Annotated in this window: 15 protein-coding genes, 4 tRNA genes and 1 riboswitch; of the genes, 5 read left to right on the top strand and 14 right to left on the bottom strand. The window is 58.9% G+C overall.

Annotation, left to right across the window (positions count from 1 at the left end; genetic code table 11):
- The coding region (locus J2W17_RS24095; protein ID WP_307340477.1) for a hypothetical protein at positions 1-211 on the top strand (211 nt) is incomplete at its 5' end.
- A 177-nt stretch (positions 212-388) separates the two neighbouring features.
- Here the strand turns inward: J2W17_RS24095 and J2W17_RS24100 are convergent.
- Positions 389-465: transfer RNA gene (locus J2W17_RS24100), tRNA-Arg, on the bottom strand.
- A 287-nt stretch (positions 466-752) separates the two neighbouring features.
- Between J2W17_RS24100 and J2W17_RS24105 the strand changes: the two genes are divergently transcribed.
- The 3 genes from J2W17_RS24105 (at position 753) to J2W17_RS24115 (ending at position 2029) form a co-directional block, all read left to right on the top strand.
- Positions 753-986, top strand: a complete 234-nt coding sequence (locus J2W17_RS24105; RefSeq protein ID WP_307340480.1) for a hypothetical protein — start codon at positions 753-755, stop codon at positions 984-986.
- A 22-nt stretch (positions 987-1008) separates the two neighbouring features.
- On the top strand, positions 1009-1188 hold the full coding sequence (locus J2W17_RS24110; RefSeq protein WP_307340483.1) for a PA3371 family protein: 180 nt from the start codon (positions 1009-1011) through the stop codon (positions 1186-1188).
- 514 nt (positions 1189-1702) lie between these two features.
- Positions 1703-2029, top strand: coding sequence for an Arc family DNA-binding protein (locus tag J2W17_RS24115; RefSeq protein WP_023966649.1), 327 nt, complete (start codon positions 1703-1705; stop codon positions 2027-2029).
- A gap of 226 nt (positions 2030-2255) precedes the next feature.
- Here the strand turns inward: J2W17_RS24115 and mgtE are convergent, their stop codons facing one another.
- The 8 genes from mgtE to ltaE form a co-directional block, all read right to left on the bottom strand.
- Entirely contained in the window at positions 2256-3698 is a 1443-nt protein-coding gene (gene mgtE / locus J2W17_RS24120) for a magnesium transporter (protein ID WP_307340490.1), read from the bottom strand.
- A gap of 532 nt (positions 3699-4230) precedes the next feature.
- Positions 4231-4307: transfer RNA gene (locus J2W17_RS24125), tRNA-Arg, on the bottom strand.
- 71 nt (positions 4308-4378) lie between these two features.
- A tRNA-Arg gene (locus J2W17_RS24130) sits at positions 4379-4455 on the bottom strand.
- Positions 4456-4562: 107 nt separating this feature from the next.
- Positions 4563-4653: transfer RNA gene (locus tag J2W17_RS24135), tRNA-Ser, on the bottom strand.
- A gap of 62 nt (positions 4654-4715) precedes the next feature.
- Positions 4716-4904 carry a carbon storage regulator CsrA gene (csrA, locus tag J2W17_RS24140; RefSeq protein ID WP_002554426.1) on the bottom strand — a complete coding sequence of 63 codons (189 nt, stop codon included), beginning with the start codon at positions 4902-4904 and terminating at the stop codon, positions 4716-4718.
- 185 nt (positions 4905-5089) lie between these two features.
- Positions 5090-6331 (bottom strand): aspartate kinase, encoded by a 1242-nt coding sequence (locus J2W17_RS24145; RefSeq protein WP_307340494.1) that lies wholly within the window; start codon positions 6329-6331, stop codon positions 5090-5092.
- Positions 6332-6422: 91 nt separating this feature from the next.
- Positions 6423-9047, bottom strand: a complete 2625-nt coding sequence (alaS, locus tag J2W17_RS24150) for an alanine--tRNA ligase (RefSeq protein WP_307340497.1) — start codon at positions 9045-9047, stop codon at positions 6423-6425.
- Between the two features lie 146 nt (positions 9048-9193).
- A complete protein-coding gene (ltaE, locus tag J2W17_RS24155; protein WP_307340500.1) occupies positions 9194-10198 on the bottom strand; it encodes a low-specificity L-threonine aldolase in 1005 nt (334 codons plus the stop codon).
- Positions 10199-10500: 302 nt separating this feature from the next.
- A riboswitch (FMN riboswitch) is annotated at positions 10501-10672 on the top strand.
- Between the two features lie 102 nt (positions 10673-10774).
- Between ltaE and J2W17_RS24160 the strand changes: the two genes are divergently transcribed.
- On the top strand, positions 10775-11287 hold the full coding sequence (locus J2W17_RS24160) for a 6,7-dimethyl-8-ribityllumazine synthase (RefSeq protein WP_150768089.1): 513 nt from the start codon (positions 10775-10777) through the stop codon (positions 11285-11287).
- 143 nt (positions 11288-11430) lie between these two features.
- On the opposite strand, the gene astE is transcribed toward J2W17_RS24160, so the two are convergent.
- The 5 genes from astE to astA all read right to left on the bottom strand — a co-directional run bounded on the left by astE (position 11431) and on the right by astA (position 16795).
- Positions 11431-12441, bottom strand: coding sequence for a succinylglutamate desuccinylase (astE, locus tag J2W17_RS24165; RefSeq protein ID WP_307340504.1), 1011 nt, complete (start codon positions 12439-12441; stop codon positions 11431-11433).
- An 11-nt stretch (positions 12442-12452) separates the two neighbouring features.
- Positions 12453-12740, bottom strand: coding sequence for a hypothetical protein (locus J2W17_RS24170; protein ID WP_033056735.1), 288 nt, complete (start codon positions 12738-12740; stop codon positions 12453-12455).
- A 51-nt stretch (positions 12741-12791) separates the two neighbouring features.
- Positions 12792-14138: an N-succinylarginine dihydrolase gene (gene astB / locus J2W17_RS24175; protein ID WP_307340512.1), complete on the bottom strand. Its 1347-nt coding sequence runs from the start codon at positions 14136-14138 to the stop codon at positions 12792-12794.
- Positions 14139-14303: 165 nt separating this feature from the next.
- A complete protein-coding gene (gene astD, locus J2W17_RS24180) occupies positions 14304-15773 on the bottom strand; it encodes a succinylglutamate-semialdehyde dehydrogenase (RefSeq protein ID WP_307341018.1) in 1470 nt (489 codons plus the stop codon).
- The gene (gene astA / locus J2W17_RS24185) at positions 15770-16795 is read right to left on the bottom strand and encodes an arginine N-succinyltransferase (protein WP_307340515.1); all 1026 of its coding nucleotides are present in this window, start codon (positions 16793-16795) and stop codon (positions 15770-15772) included. The genes astD and astA overlap by 4 nt, the downstream gene beginning before the upstream one ends.
- Positions 16796-16842: the final 47 nt, after the last annotated feature.

Consider the following 16842-nt stretch of genomic DNA (forward strand, 5'->3'; position numbering starts at 1 on the left):
TGAACTGAAGCGTAACCGCTGTCGAAAACTGCGTAACTCTTTGTTTACCAAGGAGTTTTCCGTTTCGACTGCGCCGGAAGTGGGGCGAATTATAGACACTCAGGATTTGCCGTCAAGCGTTAATTCAGCTTTCCTTTCAATAACTTGCCCAAGCCCGGAAAGCAGACCCGACCAGCCTCGACACGGCAAGGAAAACGGCTCTTCTATATAGGTGGATTCTCTAAAGCTCGAAAGCATGCCTTTAACGCATTCGCGATGCCTGCGGCCAAAAACAAAAAAGCCCCGCCAGAATTGAATTCCTGAACGGAGCTTTCCATGCCAGAAGCAAATACCTACCCCACCAGCCACGAAGCTTTTGAGGACGTATACGAATTTGCTTCTTTGAATATGGTGTCCCAGGGCAGGTTCGAACTGCCAACCTTCCCCTTAGGAGGGGGATGCTCTATCCAATTGAGCTACTGAGACACGAGTCGCCCCGCTTACGCGGCGCTAGGGACGGCGAGCATGTTAACGGCCAGGCCTGCTTTTGTCATGTCGTCCGTAGGCTTTTTAAGTGTAGGCAGATACTTCATGCCGAGCGGCATCGCTGACCGTGCAAATTGCATCACCTCAAAAAGCCATCATTGCAAAATGCAAGATACGCGGCGTAAAAATTTACTCTATATCTTTGATTTTATTGAATTTAATAACCAATTGAGTCTTGGCATGCCGGCTGCTTCAGTTCCTTTGTAGAACAACGGAGGTCAGCCCTCATGAACAGCGCCCTATTACTCTCGAACGCGATCGCCCTGGCCGTCCTGCTGGGTTTTCATTTTGCTCCCGAGAACGGCACTGATCCCGTTGCCCATCGAACGCCCCACTACCTCCAGCTACAAAAAGCGCCGCAGCTGGCAGTCATGAACGATCAGCGCGGCTTTGCAGGCCAGGGCGTGAGCCAGGAAAAGATCCTGTTGCCAGCCCCCACTTCAGAACGCCTGGTATTTTAAATCCACCCATCAGGAGCACAGCATGTCCAAATCAGCAGCAGGACTTTTCGTCCTGACTTTACTGTGCGGCATTTTTCATTTTTCAGTGGTCCAGGACAAGATAATCACCGTGCCGCTCATTGCCTGTGGCGTATTTGGCACATTGTTTATGGCGGCGATGGTAGCGGGGCGCAGAATCAAATTCGATCCCGTTTTACGCTAACAAGATCCTCCTGATGAACCCGCCGGCGCAGCCTTCGTCATTGGATGGGCACCGAGGCTTACATAGGATCGCCCAGCCCTCCTTGGCGGATTCAGCCTGCCTGCACCAAACCACGCAAACCGCCATACATCTTGTAATTGCTTATCAGTACGGACGTACCCTAGCAAATCGGCCATTTGCCACTATCCTGTATTAGAAGGACGTTGAACGAATCCGCACAAAACTTCCCCCCTCTGATGTCTTTTGGACATCACCCGTCGGGCAACCGGACGCGGCCAGCGATGCTGACAGGTCAAACTTTCCAACCAGTCCGCATTTCTGATAATAGGTGCTGGCAGAACGCCTTTATCCAGTTCAATATTTGTCACAGAATTGACGCCAATGAACTGGCTATCTTGAGGCATGATGCGGGCCTCTATCGATTCAGGTTGAACATTTGGCCGGAGCGCTTGTCCTATCAGACATCCTGCGGCCAATCCCGAGAACCGCTCCCCTGAACTAACCGGTTAAATATATGCGCCCATTGAAACAGGCAATTTATTCCAGCCGTACGGCTGACAAGTTCGTCGTACGTCTGCCAGACGGAATGCGTGAACGCATTGCCGAGGTGGCTCGCAATCATCACCGCAGCATGAACTCCGAAATCATCGCGCGACTTGAGCAGAGCCTTATTCAGGAAGGCGCCTTGGGCGAAGAACTGAGCATGCGCCTGGACAGCCCGGAGCTGTCATTGCACGAGCGCGAATTGCTGCAACGCTTCCGACAGCTTTCCCACCGCCAGCAGAACGCTCTCGTTTCGCTGATTGCCCACGACACCGAAATGGCCGCGGACGCTTCCTGACTTATCACGAAAGTCCCAAGCCAGCTTAATCGCTGGCTTTTTTTTGCTTGAAATTCGCGCATAAAAAACCCGCCAGTCAGCGGGTAGTTTCGGTTGGTTGCTGTAGGAGCAAGCTTGCTTGCGATGGTCTCAAGGACGACGCGTTTATTCAGAATGAAAGCATTATCGTTAACGTCCATCGCGAGCAAGCTTGCTCCTACAGCACCAACAGCAACCAAGCGGGGAATCAGAGCAGGAAAATCGTCGCCAACCCCAGGAAGATGAAGAAGCCGCCGCTGTCGGTCATGGCGGTGATCATCACGCTGGCCCCCATCGCCGGATCACGGCCAAGCCGCGCCAGGGTCATAGGGATCAATACCCCCATCAAGGCGGCAAGCAACAGGTTGAGCGTCATGGCGGCGGTCATTACCACGCCAAGGGACCAGCTGCCATAAAGCAGGTAGGCCACGACACCGATCACGCCCCCCCATACCAGGCCATTGATCAGGCCTACCGCCAATTCCTTGCGCATCAGACGCGAAGTATTGCCCGTACTCACCTGGTCCAGCGCCATGGCGCGAACAATCATGGTGATGGTCTGGTTGCCGGAGTTGCCACCGATACCCGCCACGATCGGCATCAATGCCGCGAGCGCCACCAGCTTCTCGATGGAACCTTCGAACAGGCCGATCACCCGGGAGGCGACGAAGGCGGTAACCAGATTCACAGCCAACCAGGCCCAGCGGTTGCGCAGGGACTTCCAGACCGAGGCGAAGATATCTTCTTCTTCGCGCAGACCCGCCATGTTGAGTACTTCGCTTTCGCTTTCTTCACGGATCAGGTCGACCATTTCATCGATGGTCAAACGGCCGATCAACTTGCCGTTCTTGTCGACGACAGGTGCCGAGATCAAGTCGTATCGTTCAAACGCCTGGGCGGCATCGTAGGCATCTTCATCCGGGTGAAAACTCACCGGATCGCTGGCCATGACGTCAGCCACCTGTTTTTCCGGATCGTTGACCAGCAAACGCTTGATTGGCAACACGCCCTTGAGCACGCCGCCATAATCGACCACGAACAACTTGTCCGTGTGACCCGGTAGCTCCTTGAGGCGACGCAAGTAGCGCAAGACCACTTCGAGACTGACGTCCTCACGGATCGTCACCATTTCGAAGTCCATCAGCGCACCCACCTGCTCCTCGTCATAGGACAGGGCCGACCGCACACGCTCACGCTGCTGGTTATCAAGGGTTTCCATGAGCTCATGGACGACGTCTCGCGGCAGCTCGGAAGCCAGGTCCGCAAGTTCGTCAGCATCCATATCCTTGGCGGCAGCCAGGAGCTCGTGATCATCCATGTCGGCGATCAGGGTTTCACGAACCGAATCGGATACTTCAAGCAGGATGTCGCCGTCGCGATCGGCCTTGACCAGTTGCCAAAGCGTCAGACGATCGTCCAGCGGCAAGGCTTCAAGGATGTAGGCAACGTCGGCGGAGTGCAGGTCATCGAGCTTGCGCTGCAGCTCGACGAGATTTTGCCTGTGAACCAGGTTCTCGACCCGCTCGTGGTGCGGACCTTCCTGACGATGAGTCAGGTCTTCGACCACCCGCTGACGCTGCAACAGCTCAACGACTTGAGCGAGGCGGTCCTGCAGGCTTTCTTGTGTTTTCTTTACTTCTACTTCAGACATAGGCGAACTCCACTCCCAGCTGCGGAGCGCGCCGGAAGGATCAATCAGTCAATTCATGATTGGAAAAACGGTTTACTGAGTAACTACTGGGTAAGTCCATGGAGGTATTCCACAAGCCCCGGCGGGGCTGACGGGCGCAATGATACACCGCCCGACGGTTTAAAACGTTAAAAAATCGCGGGTGGAAACAAGCGGTTGCGAGATAAACCTGAGCCCTGTCCTGATCCATGAAAATGCGACGACTTATCCCTGAAAGAAAACACACTACCGTCCAAAAATGCACTGATCCCCTTTGGAAGGCTCCTCATTGAAGACTCAACCAACGCTTCGCCCCCGCATGAGACAACAGGACATCAAAAGCGTCCCCGGCAATAACCGGAGAAGATCGGGAATGAATTCGAGCACGCGCAGCCGTCACGACCCAAAGGCAAGGTCGTAGCGCAGAGGCCAAATCAGAGGGAGAGGATGCAACGGGAAAAAGCCCAAACCCAGACAGCAAAAAGCCCGCGTTAGACGCAGGCTTTTTGGTGTTTGGTGCACTCGACAGGATTCGAACCTGTGACCGCTCGGTTCGTAGCCGAGTACTCTATCCAGCTGAGCTACGAGTGCATTTGTGTTTTTATACCAGATCACAACTGGTTGGAGCCAAGTTATTCGCATTGCTGCAAACAACTCTTAAATGGTGCACTCGACAGGATTCGAACCTGTGACCGCTCGGTTCGTAGCCGAGTACTCTATCCAGCTGAGCTACGAGTGCATTTGTTGCCGCGCATTATAGGCCGTCTAATCTCTATGTCAAACACTTTTTCTAGTAATTTCAACAACTTACCGAAAAAGCCAGATTACAACGTACTACGCAAATAATGGCGGAGAACGGGGGATTCGAACCCCCGACACCCTTTTGAGGTGTACTCCCTTAGCAGGGGAGCGCCTTCGGCCACTCGGCCAGCTCTCCGCAACACGGGGCGTATATTAACCAGCTTCTTCCCCGTTTGCAAACATAAAAAACGATAAAAATTAATGGCTTGGTTCTTCGTCCTTCTCTTTCTTTATACGCAGGTAAATTTCCTCACGGTGGACCGCGACCTCTTTCGGGGCGTTGACACCGATACGCACTTGATTTCCTTTGACGCCGAGCACGGTCACGGTGATTTCTCCATCACCGATAATCAGGCTTTCTGCGCACCGACGAGTCAGAATCAGCATACCTTTCTCCTCACGCATTTCATTTCAGGGACAACAGTCTGCAAAAAAAAGGCACCCGACCTACAACCGGAGCGATCGTAGCCCTACATGCCTGAGTATTGACCAGCGCGAGCAAAAGAACAGCTCGAGTCGCGCCATTCGAAAAAACAAAGGGCGCGGTCAGACCGCGCCCCCTGGCAAACGCATCACTCGCCCTGGCGGGCCGGTGCGTCCAGTTCGAAAGCCGTGTGCAGCGCGCGCACAGCCAGTTCCAGGTACTTCTCTTCGATCACTACGGAGACTTTGATTTCCGAGGTCGAGATCATCTGGATGTTGATTGTTTCCATGGCCAGTGCTTCGAACATGCGACTGGCGACGCCTGCGTGGGAGCGCATGCCAACACCGACGATGGACACCTTGGCGATCTTGGTGTCGCCGATGACTTCACGGGCACCCAGCTCGCCAGCGGTTTTTTCCAGCACGGTCTGCGCCGCCTGGTAGTCGTTGCGGTGCACGGTGAAGGTGAAGTCGGTGGTGTTATCGTGCGCAACGTTCTGCACGATCATGTCGACTTCGATGTTCGCGGCGCTGATAGGGCCGAGAATCTTGAAGGCAACGCCCGGGATGTCTGGCACGCCACGGATGGTCAGCTTGGCTTCATCGCGGTTGAAAGCGATACCGGAAATGATCGGCTGTTCCATGGATTCCTCTTCATCGATAGTAATGAGGGTGCCCGGACCCTCCTTGAAGCTGTGCAGTACGCGCAGCGGAACGTTGTACTTGCCGGCGAACTCGACCGCACGGATCTGCAACACCTTGGAACCGAGGCTGGCCATTTCCAGCATCTCTTCGAAGGTAATCTTGTCCAGTCGCTGAGCCACGGATACCACACGCGGGTCGGTGGTATAGACACCGTCGACGTCGGTGTAGATCTGGCACTCGTCAGCCTTCAGGGCTGCCGCCAGCGCCACGCCGGTGGTGTCGGAACCGCCACGACCGAGGGTGGTGATGTTGCCGTGTTCGTCGACGCCCTGGAAACCGGCGACAACGACTACACGACCCGCCTTCAGGTCACCGCGAATCTTCTGGTCGTCAATCTGCAAGATACGCGCTTTATTGTGCGCGCTGTCCGTCAGAATCCGCACCTGGTTACCGGTGTAGGACACCGCCGGCACGCCACGCTTGATCAGCGCCATGGCCAACAAGGCGATCGTCACCTGCTCACCGGTGGAGACGATCACATCCAGCTCGCGGGGAACCGGTTGGCCGTCGCCACTGATTTTCTTTGCCAGATCGATCAGACGGTTGGTCTCGCCGCTCATTGCTGACAGCACAACCACCAGGTCATCGCCGGCTTCGCGGAACTTCTTAACCTTGTCGGCGACCTGTTCGATTCTCTCGACAGTGCCGACCGAGGTGCCTCCAAATTTCTGTACGATCAAAGCCATTTCAAAGCCGCCTCTGCCCATGAAGGGCGCCCAAATAATCACTCAAACAGCCTGCCGGCCCGCCACTAGACTGCGGACCGGACACGCTGCCTTATAAACCCTGCTCTACAAAGGGAACAGTCAGGGCCAATGCCGCATCCAGTGCGCCGGCGTCTACACCACCACCCTGCGCCATGTCCGGACGACCACCGCCCTTCCCGCCCACTGCCGCAGCGGCTTGCTTCATCAAATCACCGGCTTTGAGTTGGCCAGTCAGGTCTTTGGTCACGCCTGCAACCAGCACGACCTTTTCCTCATGGACACTGCCGAGCAGGATCACTGCGCGGCCGAGTTTGTTTTTCAGTTGATCGACCAGCGCCAACAGCGCCTTGCCATCCTGACCGTCCAGACGCACGGCCAGCACTTTCACGCCTTTGACGTCCAGGGCGGAGGCCGACAGATCGTCGCCCGCTGCGCTGGCAGCCTTGGCCTGCAACTGCTCGAGTTGCTTCTCCAGCAGGCGGTTGCGCTCCAGCACAGCCGACAGCTTGTCGATCAGATTGTCGCGGCTGCCCTTGACCAGGTTGGCCGCTTCCTTGAGTTGTTCTTCAGCCGCGTTCAAGTAGCCCAGCGCTGCTGCGCCAGTCACTGCCTCGATACGGCGCACGCCGGAGGCCACGCCGCCTTCGCTGATGATTTTCAGCAGGCCGATGTCGCCGGTACGGTTGACGTGGATACCACCGCACAGCTCGACGGAGAAATCGCCGCCCATGCTCAGTACGCGCACGCTGTCGCCGTACTTCTCACCGAACAGCGCCATGGCGCCTTTTTGCTTGGCGGTTTCGATGTCGGTTTCTTCGGTTTCAACCGCGGAGTTCTTGCGGATCTCGGCGTTGACAATGTCTTCCAGCGCCTTCAGCTGCTCAGGCTTGATAGCCTCGAAATGGCTGAAGTCGAAGCGCAGGCGCTGACTGTCGACCAGCGAGCCTTTCTGTTGCACGTGTTCGCCCAGCACCTGGCGCAACGCGGCGTGCAGCAAGTGCGTCGCCGAGTGGTTCAGCGAGGTGGCGTGACGCACTTCGGCATCCACATGCGTCTCCACCGGCGCGCCGATGGTCAGGCTGCCCGATGCCAGCACGCCGTGATGCAGGAACGCACCGCCGGTCTTGGTGGTGTCGCGCACGTCAAAGCGCGAAGCACCGGCCTGCAGATAGCCGCAGTCACCGATCTGGCCACCCGACTCGGCATAGAATGGCGTCTGGTTGAGGACGATCACGCCCTCTTCGCCTTCGCTCAATACGTCGACCGACTGGCCATCCTTATACAGGCCAACGATTTTCGCCGAACCGCTGGTGGCTTTGTAGCCGGTGAACTCGGTGGCCACGTCAACCTTGACCAAACTGTTGTAGTCCATGCCGAAGGAACTGGCGGAACGGGCACGGACGCGCTGGGCTTCCATTTCGCGCTCGAAGCCTTCTTCGTCGATGGTCAGGCTGCGCTCGCGAGCGATGTCGCCAGTCAGGTCCATCGGGAAGCCATAGGTGTCGTAGAGCTTGAACACCACGTCGCCCGGCACTACGTCGCCCTTGAGTTCGGCCAGGTCCTGCTCGAGGATTTTCAGGCCCTGCTCCAGGGTCTTGGCGAACTGCTCTTCTTCGGCTTTCAACACGCGCTCGATGTGCGCCTGCTGGGATTTGAGCTCAGGGAAGGCTTCGCCCATCTCGGCGACCAGCGCCGCAACGATCTGGTAGAAGAAGCTGCCCTTGGCGCCCAGCTTGTTGCCGTGACGGCAGGCGCGACGGATGATCCGGCGCAGCACGTAGCCGCGGCCTTCATTGGACGGCAGCACGCCGTCGGCAATCAGGAAACCGCAGGAACGGATGTGGTCGGCCACCACTTTCAGGGAAGCCTGATTGTCGTTGGTGCAGCCGATGGCCTTGGCCGATGCATTCAGCAGGCTCTGGAACAGGTCGATTTCATAGTTCGAGTGAACGTGCTGCAGCACGGCACTGATCCGCTCCAGGCCCATGCCGGTGTCGACCGACGGGGCGGGCAGCGGGTGCAACACGCCATCGGCGGTGCGGTTGAACTGCATGAACACGTTGTTCCAGATTTCGATGTAACGGTCGCCGTCTTCTTCCGGCGAGCCAGGCGGGCCACCCCAGATATCGGCGCCGTGATCGTAGAAAATCTCGGTGCAAGGACCGCACGGGCCGGTATCGCCCATGGTCCAGAAGTTGTCGGACGCATAGGGCGCGCCTTTGTTGTCGCCGATGCGAACCATGCGCTCGGCCGGAACGCCGATGTCCTTGGTCCAGATGTCATAGGCCTCGTCATCGCTGGCGTAGACGGTTACCCAGAGTTTTTCTTTCGGCAGGTTCAGCCACTTCTCGGACGTCAGGAAGTTCCAGGCGTAGCTGATCGCGTCACGCTTGAAATAATCACCGAAGCTGAAGTTACCCAGCATTTCGAAGAAGGTGTGGTGACGGGCGGTATAACCGACGTTTTCCAGGTCGTTGTGCTTGCCGCCGGCGCGCACGCATTTCTGACTCGAGACGGCGCGGGTGTACGCGCGCTTTTCCTGGCCCAGGAAGCAGTCCTTGAACTGGTTCATCCCCGCGTTGGTGAACAGCAGGGTTGGGTCGTTGCCCGGAATCAAAGAGCTGGAGGCTACACGGGTGTGGCCTTGCTCTTCGAAGAAGCGAAGGAAGGCTTCACGGATTTCTGCGCTTTTCATTAGGTTCTTCCACGGAGGCTGCGGCCAAAGGCCTGTGCAAAACGTCAACAGACGAAGCGACGGCAAAGGGCCGCATTATATCGGCCCTGCGCGCGGGGTACAGCGTGTTTATACGATAGAAACGGTCAATTGGACGGCTAACGTTGTCAGTTGCGCGAAAATTCGACGAATGTCGCGACCACCTGCCCGATCTGGACGCGACTGACGTCCATGTGCGTAACCATTCTCAGGCGGCCTGCGGCACTGAGCTTGATCCCGCGCTCGGCGGCGAAGGCTTTGATCGCCTCGGCCTTGTCGCCCATCTGCACGTACACCATGTTGGTCTGCACCGGTTCGACGTCATAACCGGCCTTTCGCAGGCCGTCTGCCAGAATCTGGGCGTTGGCGTGATCGTCGGCCAGCCGCTGAACGTTGTGATCCAGCGCATACAGCCCCGCTGCCGCCAGGATCCCGGCCTGACGCATGCCGCCGCCGACCATCTTGCGCAGGCGTCGCGCCTTGTCGATCAACTCCACCGTACCACAGAGCACAGAGCCGACGGGCGCGCCCAGGCCTTTGGACAGACAGACCGACACGGAATCGAAATGCCGGGTGATTTCCCTGGCGTCGACGCCCAGCTTGACCGCCGCGTTGTACAACCGCGCGCCATCCAGGTGCAAGGCCAGGCCCTGTTCCCGGGTAAAGTTCCGAGCCTGGGCCAGATACTCCAGCGGCAACACCTTGCCTTGCATGGTGTTTTCCAGCGCGAGCAAACGGGTGCGGGCGAAATGGAAGTCGTCCGGTTTGATCGCGGCGGCTACCTGGGACAGGTCCAGCGAACCGTCGGCCCGCACCTCCAGTGGCTGCGGCTGGATCGAGCCCAGCACCGCCGCACCGCCACCTTCGTATTTATATGTGTGCGCTTGCTGGCCGACAATGTATTCGTCACCGCGCTCGCAATGCGCCATCAAGCCCAGCAGGTTGCTCATGGTGCCCGTCGGCACGAACAGTGCGGCCGCAAAACCCAGCCGTTTTGCCAACTCGGTTTCCAGACGATTGACCGTCGGATCTTCGCCATAAACGTCGTCACCGGTGGCCGCTGTGGCCATTGCGTGGAGCATCCCGGCGGTCGGTTGGGTGACGGTGTCGCTGCGAAGATCGATAACGCTCATGAATCTGGCCTCGGTAAGCAGGGGAAAATCCCTTTCAGGTAGGGATTACTGCGGTCATACCGACTAATAATCAACCCTTGAAAGAGGAAAAGAAGCGTTACTCCTTCGAGAAAGCACAATCCATGTGGGAGCGGGCTTGCTCGCGAAGGCGGACTGACAGTCAACATTTGCGCTGAACATTAAACCGCTTTCGCGAGCAAACCCTCGCCCACAGGTATCGCATCTTGATTGACCGGTATTGGCCATGCACGCCCCGGAAATATGTGGTAAAAACGCTGCGCCGCCAAAATAATCTGGCGGCGCAACGTTCTCAGGGCGGGGTGCAACTCCCCACCGGCGGTAATTGCACGCAACGTGCATAGCCCGCGAGCGCTTGGCGACAGTGACGGCTTCGGCAGTGATTGGCGACAAGGTCAGCAGACCCGGTGTGATCCCGGGGCCGACGGTCATAGTCCGGATGAAGAGAGAACGGGATTGGCGCCAAAGGGCCGCCCGCCAGCATTCGTGCGAGCGTACGTACCCTTAAATCCCATTCGATTCATAAGCCCTGTTTTTTACACAAACAGGAATCAGAACATGCAACCCACCGCAATCGATAGCAAAAGCAAAAACCATCACGGCGAACGCGTTGCGTTCATCCAGGCCTGCTGGCACAAAGATATCGTTGACCAGAGCCGTAAAGGCTTCGTCGCCGAAATGATTGCTCAGGGTTACCAGGAATCGGAGATCGATTTCTTCGAAGTCGGCGGTGCGTTTGAAATGCCGCTGCACGCCAAGTTACTCGCCAAGACCGGACGTTATGCCGGCATCGTTGCCGCAGCCCTGGTGGTGGATGGCGGGATATACCGTCACGAGTTCGTCGCCCAGTCGGTGGTCAGCGGCCTGATGCAGGTTCAGCTGGAAACCGAAGTGCCCGTGTTCTCGGTGTCTTTGACCCCGCACCATTTCCATGCCGGTGAAGAACTGCATCACAAGTTCTTCTTCGAGCATTTCGTGCATAAGGGGCAGGAAGCGGCGAAGACGTGTGCGGATACGTTGCACAAGATGCGGGCGTTGCGTCGCAGTGAGCCACGTGCGGTAGCGGTCTAAACACCGCGCCCCTCTGTAGGAGCGAGCTTGCTCGCGATAGGCTTCGGTACGCCGCGGGGTTTCAGGATCCCCGCGTTATCGTTGACGACCATCGCGAGCAAGCTCGCTCCTACAGGGGGTTTATGTCCGGCCGGAGATCGCGGTCAGGCCAGGTTTTCGTCGGTCGTCGGCACGATCAGGATGCCGGCACGCAGGCCGTTCTTGACCCTGGGGTTCGGGAAGATGATCCGGGCGCCCTCTTCCTCGATGATCCAGCGGGTCTGGGCGATGTCTTCGGCCAGCAGATATCCCACTTCCAACTCCGAAAAGTTCTCGATATCCGCCGGCAGGTTCAGGCGGAAGCTATCGCTGTGCTTGATGATTTCCCGCGCCACGCTGAACAACTGCAGGCCGTCCAGCGCCGCGTCGGTCAGTGGCGGTTCGTTGCCTTCGATGATCTGTTTGAGACGGGTTTCCAGCAGATCGATGTTGACCCCGTCGTTCTGCCCGAACGGCCGCGCCTTGCCCAACTCCAGGGTGAAGGACTCGGCACCGAGCTTGTCGTAGGTGTAGGAACTGAAAACGATGGACGGCTTGTTCTGCAGCAGCACCGCTTCCATGCCGGCGGCGCGCAGGCGAGCCAGTTCCTGGCGAGAATGCTGACGGCCTTCTTTCCAGGGGTACAACGCGAACTGCTCGATTTTCGAGCCACGAATGGCCGTGTGCAGGTCGTAGTGCAGGCGGTTGCGATCCGGCAGGCTGAAGAAACTGGCCGCCAGCCGCTCCAGTTCACAAGCGCGCAGGGCTTCGGAGCCGCTGCTTTGTTCATGTCGGCCGTTGAACAGCCGATTGACGTCCTGCTCGACGAAGCGCTCGCCCTTGCGAATCGCTTCGGGATTGCCGAACAGGAATAGAATACGTGCGCGCGGTTTGACGTCTCCGCGGGCGATGTCATGCAACAGGCGGTCGAGCAACTCGATCGGCGCTGTCTCGTTGCCATGGATGCCGGCTGACAGCAGCAGGTCCAGGCCATTGTCGCGGGCTTCGGGGGGCCGGACTTCCAGCGCCCCCTCGCTCAACCAGCGCATCCGCACGCCTTCGACAGTCAGTTGAGTCTTCTCCGCCGGTTCGCGGCCGGCGAGGGTCAGTTCAAGCAGTTTGCCGAGGGCGAGCATAAGCGGCTTCCTTAGTGGTCGTGTGCGCAATCCGGGCCGTGCACGTGGTCTTCGTCACCGACTTCGGCCGGTTCCATTTCCAGTTGCAGACTTACCAGATTAGTTGCCAATGGGCGCAGCAGCAGGTTGGCGTATTCAGCGTCACCTTCTTCGACGTCCACCCCGATCAGCAGTTGGCCGCGGCCATCCTGCTGGATCCACAGCTCTTTGCCTTGCCACATGACCGCGACGCGGGTGCAGGACGTTTCCAGTTGCGTGCCGTCGGTGTCTTCAAGGATCAGCTGCAGGGTATCGCTCATGTTTTTTTACGCTCTCTGAAGGAGGTGAGTCGGCGCATGCAGCGCCGACTGTCAATTGATCTGGAATGGATAAACCGCGCCCAGTTTAAGGATTTGCGTCAGTTCATCCAGTGCCGTCCGGCACTCAAGCAGCAATTGCGGGTCCGCGAGATCGTTTTCGGTCATGCGGTCGCGGTAGTGCTTGTCGACCCATTCGGTCAACGTGCCGTACAACGGTGCCGTCATGATAACGCCTTGGTTGACGGCTGCCAGTTCGGTTTCGTTGAGCGCGACGCGCAACCGCAGGCAAGCCGGTCCACCGCCGTTCTGCATGCTCTGCTTGAGGTCGAAAACCTTGACTTCGCGGATCAGGCCGCCAGAGCTGGTCAAACCTTGCAGGTACTGCCAGACCCGCTCGTTGCCACGGCATTCTTCCGGCACGATCAAGAGCATGGTGCCGTCAGGACGCGTCAGCAGCTGGCTATTGAACAAGTAGGAACGAACCGCGTCTTCCACGGTAACCGCGGAACGCGGTACGCAGATCGACTGAAATTTCCCACCGACTTTGGCGAGTTTTCCCTGCAGTTCAGCCAGCATCTGTTCGGTGTCGAGGAACGCGTCCTCGTGATAGAACAGCACCTCGCCATTACCCACCGCGATCACGTCGTTGTGGAACACGCCCTGATCGATGACCGAAGGGTTTTGCTGGGCGTACACCACGCCTTCATCGCTCAAACCGTGCAGGCGGGCAACTGCCTGGGAAGCTTCGAGGGTCTGGCGTGCCGGGTACTTCTGCGGCGCCGGGTAACGGGTATCGAACGCACTGCGGCCGAACACGAAGAATTCGACGCCGGCCTCGCCGTATTCGCGGCAGAAACGGGTGTGGTTGGCGGCGCCTTCATCACCGAACTGCGCCACGGCCGGCAATGCGGTGTGGTGAGCGAAATGTTGCTGGTTCGCGAACATCGCCCCCAGCACGCGGCTGGTAGTCGGGTGCTCGATGCTGCGGTGATATTTGCAGTTGAGGTTGGCGGCGGTGAAATGCACGCGACCGTCTGCCGTGTCGGCACTGGGGCTGACCGTGGCGGCGTTGGCTACCCACATGCTCGACGCCGAGCAACTGGCAACCAGCAACGGCATGGCATCTTTGGCGGCTTGCTCGATCACTTGCGCGTCGGTCCCGCTGAAACCCAGGCGGCGCAGCGCGGCCACGTCAGGGCGTTCCTGGGGTGCCAGCACGCCCTGCTGAAAGCCCATTTCCATCAGTGCTTTCATTTTCGCCAGGCCTTGCAGCGCCGCTTCCTTCGGGTTCGAGGACTGCTGGCTGTTGCTCTGGGACGCGACGTTGCCGTAGGACAGGCCGCCGTAGTTATGGGTCGGCCCCACTAGACCGTCAAAATTGACTTCATAGGATTTCATCAGCGAGGCTCCACGAGAATCTGGTTTGTTATGGCATCAGGTAACAATTGAGTAAGACCGAGTCGCGGCCATCGCGGGCAAGCCTCGCTCCTACAGGTTGTGGTGTGCGCCGCTCACGTGAACGACACAAAACCTGTAGGAGCGAGGCTTGCCCGCGAATGGGCATCACGCCATTTTCACGCCGGGCGTCAGGGTCGCTGGCAAAGTCAGGCTCGGGGTTTCCAGCGAGGCCACCGGGTACGCGCAGTAATCCGCCGCATAGTAGGCACTGGCGCGGTGGTTGCCCGAGGCGCCGACGCCGCCGAATGGCGCGCTGCTCGCGGCACCGGTCAGCTGTTTGTTCCAGTTGACGATGCCCGCGCGACTTTCCAGCCAGAACTGCTGGTAACGCGCTTCGGAATCCGACAGCAAACCCGCCGCCAGGCCATAATCGGTATCGTTGGCTTCAGCGATCGCTGCTTCAAAATCAGCGTAGCGGATCACTTGCAGCAACGGGCCGAACAGCTCTTCGTCAGGACGATCGGCCACCGCGGTGACGTCCAGGATACCCGGGGTCAGCAACGCGGCCTGGGCCTGCGGCTGGGTCATTTCCAGCAGCGCCACGGCGCCATTGGCCAGCAGATGTTCTTGCGCTTCCATCAGGGCTTTCGCCGCGCCAAGGGAAATGACCGAGCCCATGAACGGTGCCGGTTGCTGATCGAATGCACCGACTTCAATCGTCCCGCTGACCGCTACCAGACGCGCCAGCAACGTGTCGCCCCAGGCGCCTTGTGGCACCAGCAAGCGCCGGGCGCAGGTGCAACGCTGGCCGGCAGAAATGAACGCCGACTGGATGATGGTGTAGACGGCGGCGTCGAGATCAGCCACTTCATCGACCACCAGCGGATTATTACCGCCCATCTCCAGCGCGAGGATCTTGTCCGGACGGCCGGCAAACTGCTGGTGCAGATGATTGCCGGTGCGGCTGGAACCGGTGAAGAACAGGCCGTCGATGCCCGGGTTCGCCGCCAGGGCGATTCCGGTTTCGCGTGCACCCTGCAGCAGGTTCAACACGCCTGCCGGCAGGCCGGCTTCGATCCAGCATTTGACCGTCAGCTCGGCGACTTTCGGCGTCAGCTCGCTGGGTTTGAACAATACGCTGTTACCGGCCAGCAGCGCCGGCACGATGTGACCGTTGGGCAAGTGACCAGGGAAGTTGTAAGGCCCGAACACCGCCACCACGCCGTGTGGCTTGTGCCGCAGTACGGCGGTGGCGTCACCCAGCGGGCCGCTCTTCTCGCCGGTACGTTCGCGGTAGCTCTGCACCGAGATCGCAATCTTGTTGACCATGCTGGTGACTTCGGTCGTTGCTTCCCACAGCGGCTTGCCGGTTTCCTCGCCAATGGTGCGCGCCAGTTCATCGGCGTGGTTTTTCAACGCGGCGGCAAACGCCTCCAGCACTGCGATGCGCTCTTCCAGGGTGCGCCGGGCCCAGCCCGGAAACGCCTGACGCGCGGCTTGCACGGCCGATTCGACCTGGGCGGTGGTGGCGCCCTCGCCTTCCCACAGCACCTGTTGGGTCACCGGGTTCAGCGACTGGAAGGCTTCACCCTGGCCAGCCAGCCATTCACCTGCGATGTATAGCGAATTCATTATTTCGACTCCCGGGCAGCGGACAACGGAACGGCGCGCACTTGATCGCCGGCGTTGAGTTGAAGACGTTTGGCGGTCAGTGGATCGACCACCAGGGTTCCGGCGGCGAAGCGTGCGGGCGCCGCCGTGATCCGGCAGTCCTCGCGCTTGCGGTTGTGAATCAGGAAAGGCGTGGCGTCGTCACCCGGGGTACCGACGGCCAGGACCAGCGCCTGGCTTTCGCGGATCGCACGGATCTTGCCGGTTTCGCACTCCACCGCGGGGCCGGCGTCGAAGATGTCGACGTAGCCTTGATAGCTGAAGCCTTCGCTCTTGAGCATCGACAGCGCCGGCTCGGTATCCGGGTGAACCTGGCCGATCACGTTGCGCGCGTCTGGCGACAGGAAGCAGGTGTACAGCGGGAATTTCGGCATCAATTCGGCGATGAACGCCTTGTTGCCCACACCGGTCAGGTAATCGGCCTGGCTGAATTCCATCTTGAAGAAGTGCCGGCCCAGGCTTTCCCAGAACGGCGAACGCCCGGCTTCGTCGGACATGCCGCGCATCTCGGCGATGATCTTGTTGCCGAACAGTTGCGGGAACTCGGCGATGAACAGCAGCCGCGCCTTGGCCAGCATGCGACCGTTGAGGCCGCTGCGGTAATCGGCGTGCAGGAACAGCGAACACAGTTCGGAGTTGCCGGTGAGGTCGTTGGCCAGGAACAGCGTCGGGATTTCGCGATAGATATTCAGTTCCTGGGAAGCACTGACCGTCAGGCCGACCCGGAAGTTGTACCAGGGCTCACGCAGGCCAACGGCGCCGGCGATGGCAGAAATGCCCACCACGCGAGCGTCGTCGTCTTCGAGCACGAACAGGTAGTCCGCATCGCCCCGCCCGGCTTCGCCGCGAAAGGTCTTCTCGGCCCAGCCGACCCGATGGGCCAGACGTTCTTCGTTGGCCGGCAAGGTGGTCAGGCCGGTGCCGGTGCTGCGGGCCAGGTCGATCAGAGCGGGTAAATCGCTGCTGCGTACGGGACGAACGATCATGCTATCTCCTCAAACGGGCCGCTTGCGCCACCCGCGAAACTTCGCTG

The sequence above is a fragment of the Pseudomonas lini genome, from assembly GCF_030812475.1.
GTDB classification, from domain to species: Bacteria; Pseudomonadota; Gammaproteobacteria; order Pseudomonadales; family Pseudomonadaceae; genus Aquipseudomonas; species Aquipseudomonas lini_A.

Excerpts from the sequence above, each read along its gene's own strand:
- J2W17_RS24105 (WP_307340480.1), top strand. The coding sequence starts at position 753 with ATGAACAGCGCCCTATTACTCTCGAACGCGATCGCCCTGGCCGTCCTG.
- J2W17_RS24110 (WP_307340483.1), top strand. The coding sequence starts at position 1,009 with ATGTCCAAATCAGCAGCAGGACTTTTCGTCCTGACTTTACTGTGCGGC.
- J2W17_RS24115 (WP_023966649.1), top strand. The coding sequence starts at position 1,703 with ATGCGCCCATTGAAACAGGCAATTTATTCCAGCCGTACGGCTGACAAG.
- mgtE (WP_307340490.1), bottom strand. The coding sequence starts at position 3,698 with ATGTCTGAAGTAGAAGTAAAGAAAACACAAGAAAGCCTGCAGGACCGC.
- csrA (WP_002554426.1), bottom strand. The coding sequence starts at position 4,904 with ATGCTGATTCTGACTCGTCGGTGCGCAGAAAGCCTGATTATCGGTGAT.
- J2W17_RS24145 (WP_307340494.1), bottom strand. The coding sequence starts at position 6,331 with ATGGCTTTGATCGTACAGAAATTTGGAGGCACCTCGGTCGGCACTGTC.
- alaS (WP_307340497.1), bottom strand. The coding sequence starts at position 9,047 with ATGAAAAGCGCAGAAATCCGTGAAGCCTTCCTTCGCTTCTTCGAAGAG.
- ltaE (WP_307340500.1), bottom strand. The coding sequence starts at position 10,198 with ATGAGCGTTATCGATCTTCGCAGCGACACCGTCACCCAACCGACCGCC.
- J2W17_RS24160 (WP_150768089.1), top strand. The coding sequence starts at position 10,775 with ATGCAACCCACCGCAATCGATAGCAAAAGCAAAAACCATCACGGCGAA.
- astE (WP_307340504.1), bottom strand. The coding sequence starts at position 12,441 with ATGCTCGCCCTCGGCAAACTGCTTGAACTGACCCTCGCCGGCCGCGAA.
- J2W17_RS24170 (WP_033056735.1), bottom strand. The coding sequence starts at position 12,740 with ATGAGCGATACCCTGCAGCTGATCCTTGAAGACACCGACGGCACGCAA.
- astB (WP_307340512.1), bottom strand. The coding sequence starts at position 14,138 with ATGAAATCCTATGAAGTCAATTTTGACGGTCTAGTGGGGCCGACCCAT.
- astA (WP_307340515.1), bottom strand. The coding sequence starts at position 16,795 with ATGATCGTTCGTCCCGTACGCAGCAGCGATTTACCCGCTCTGATCGAC.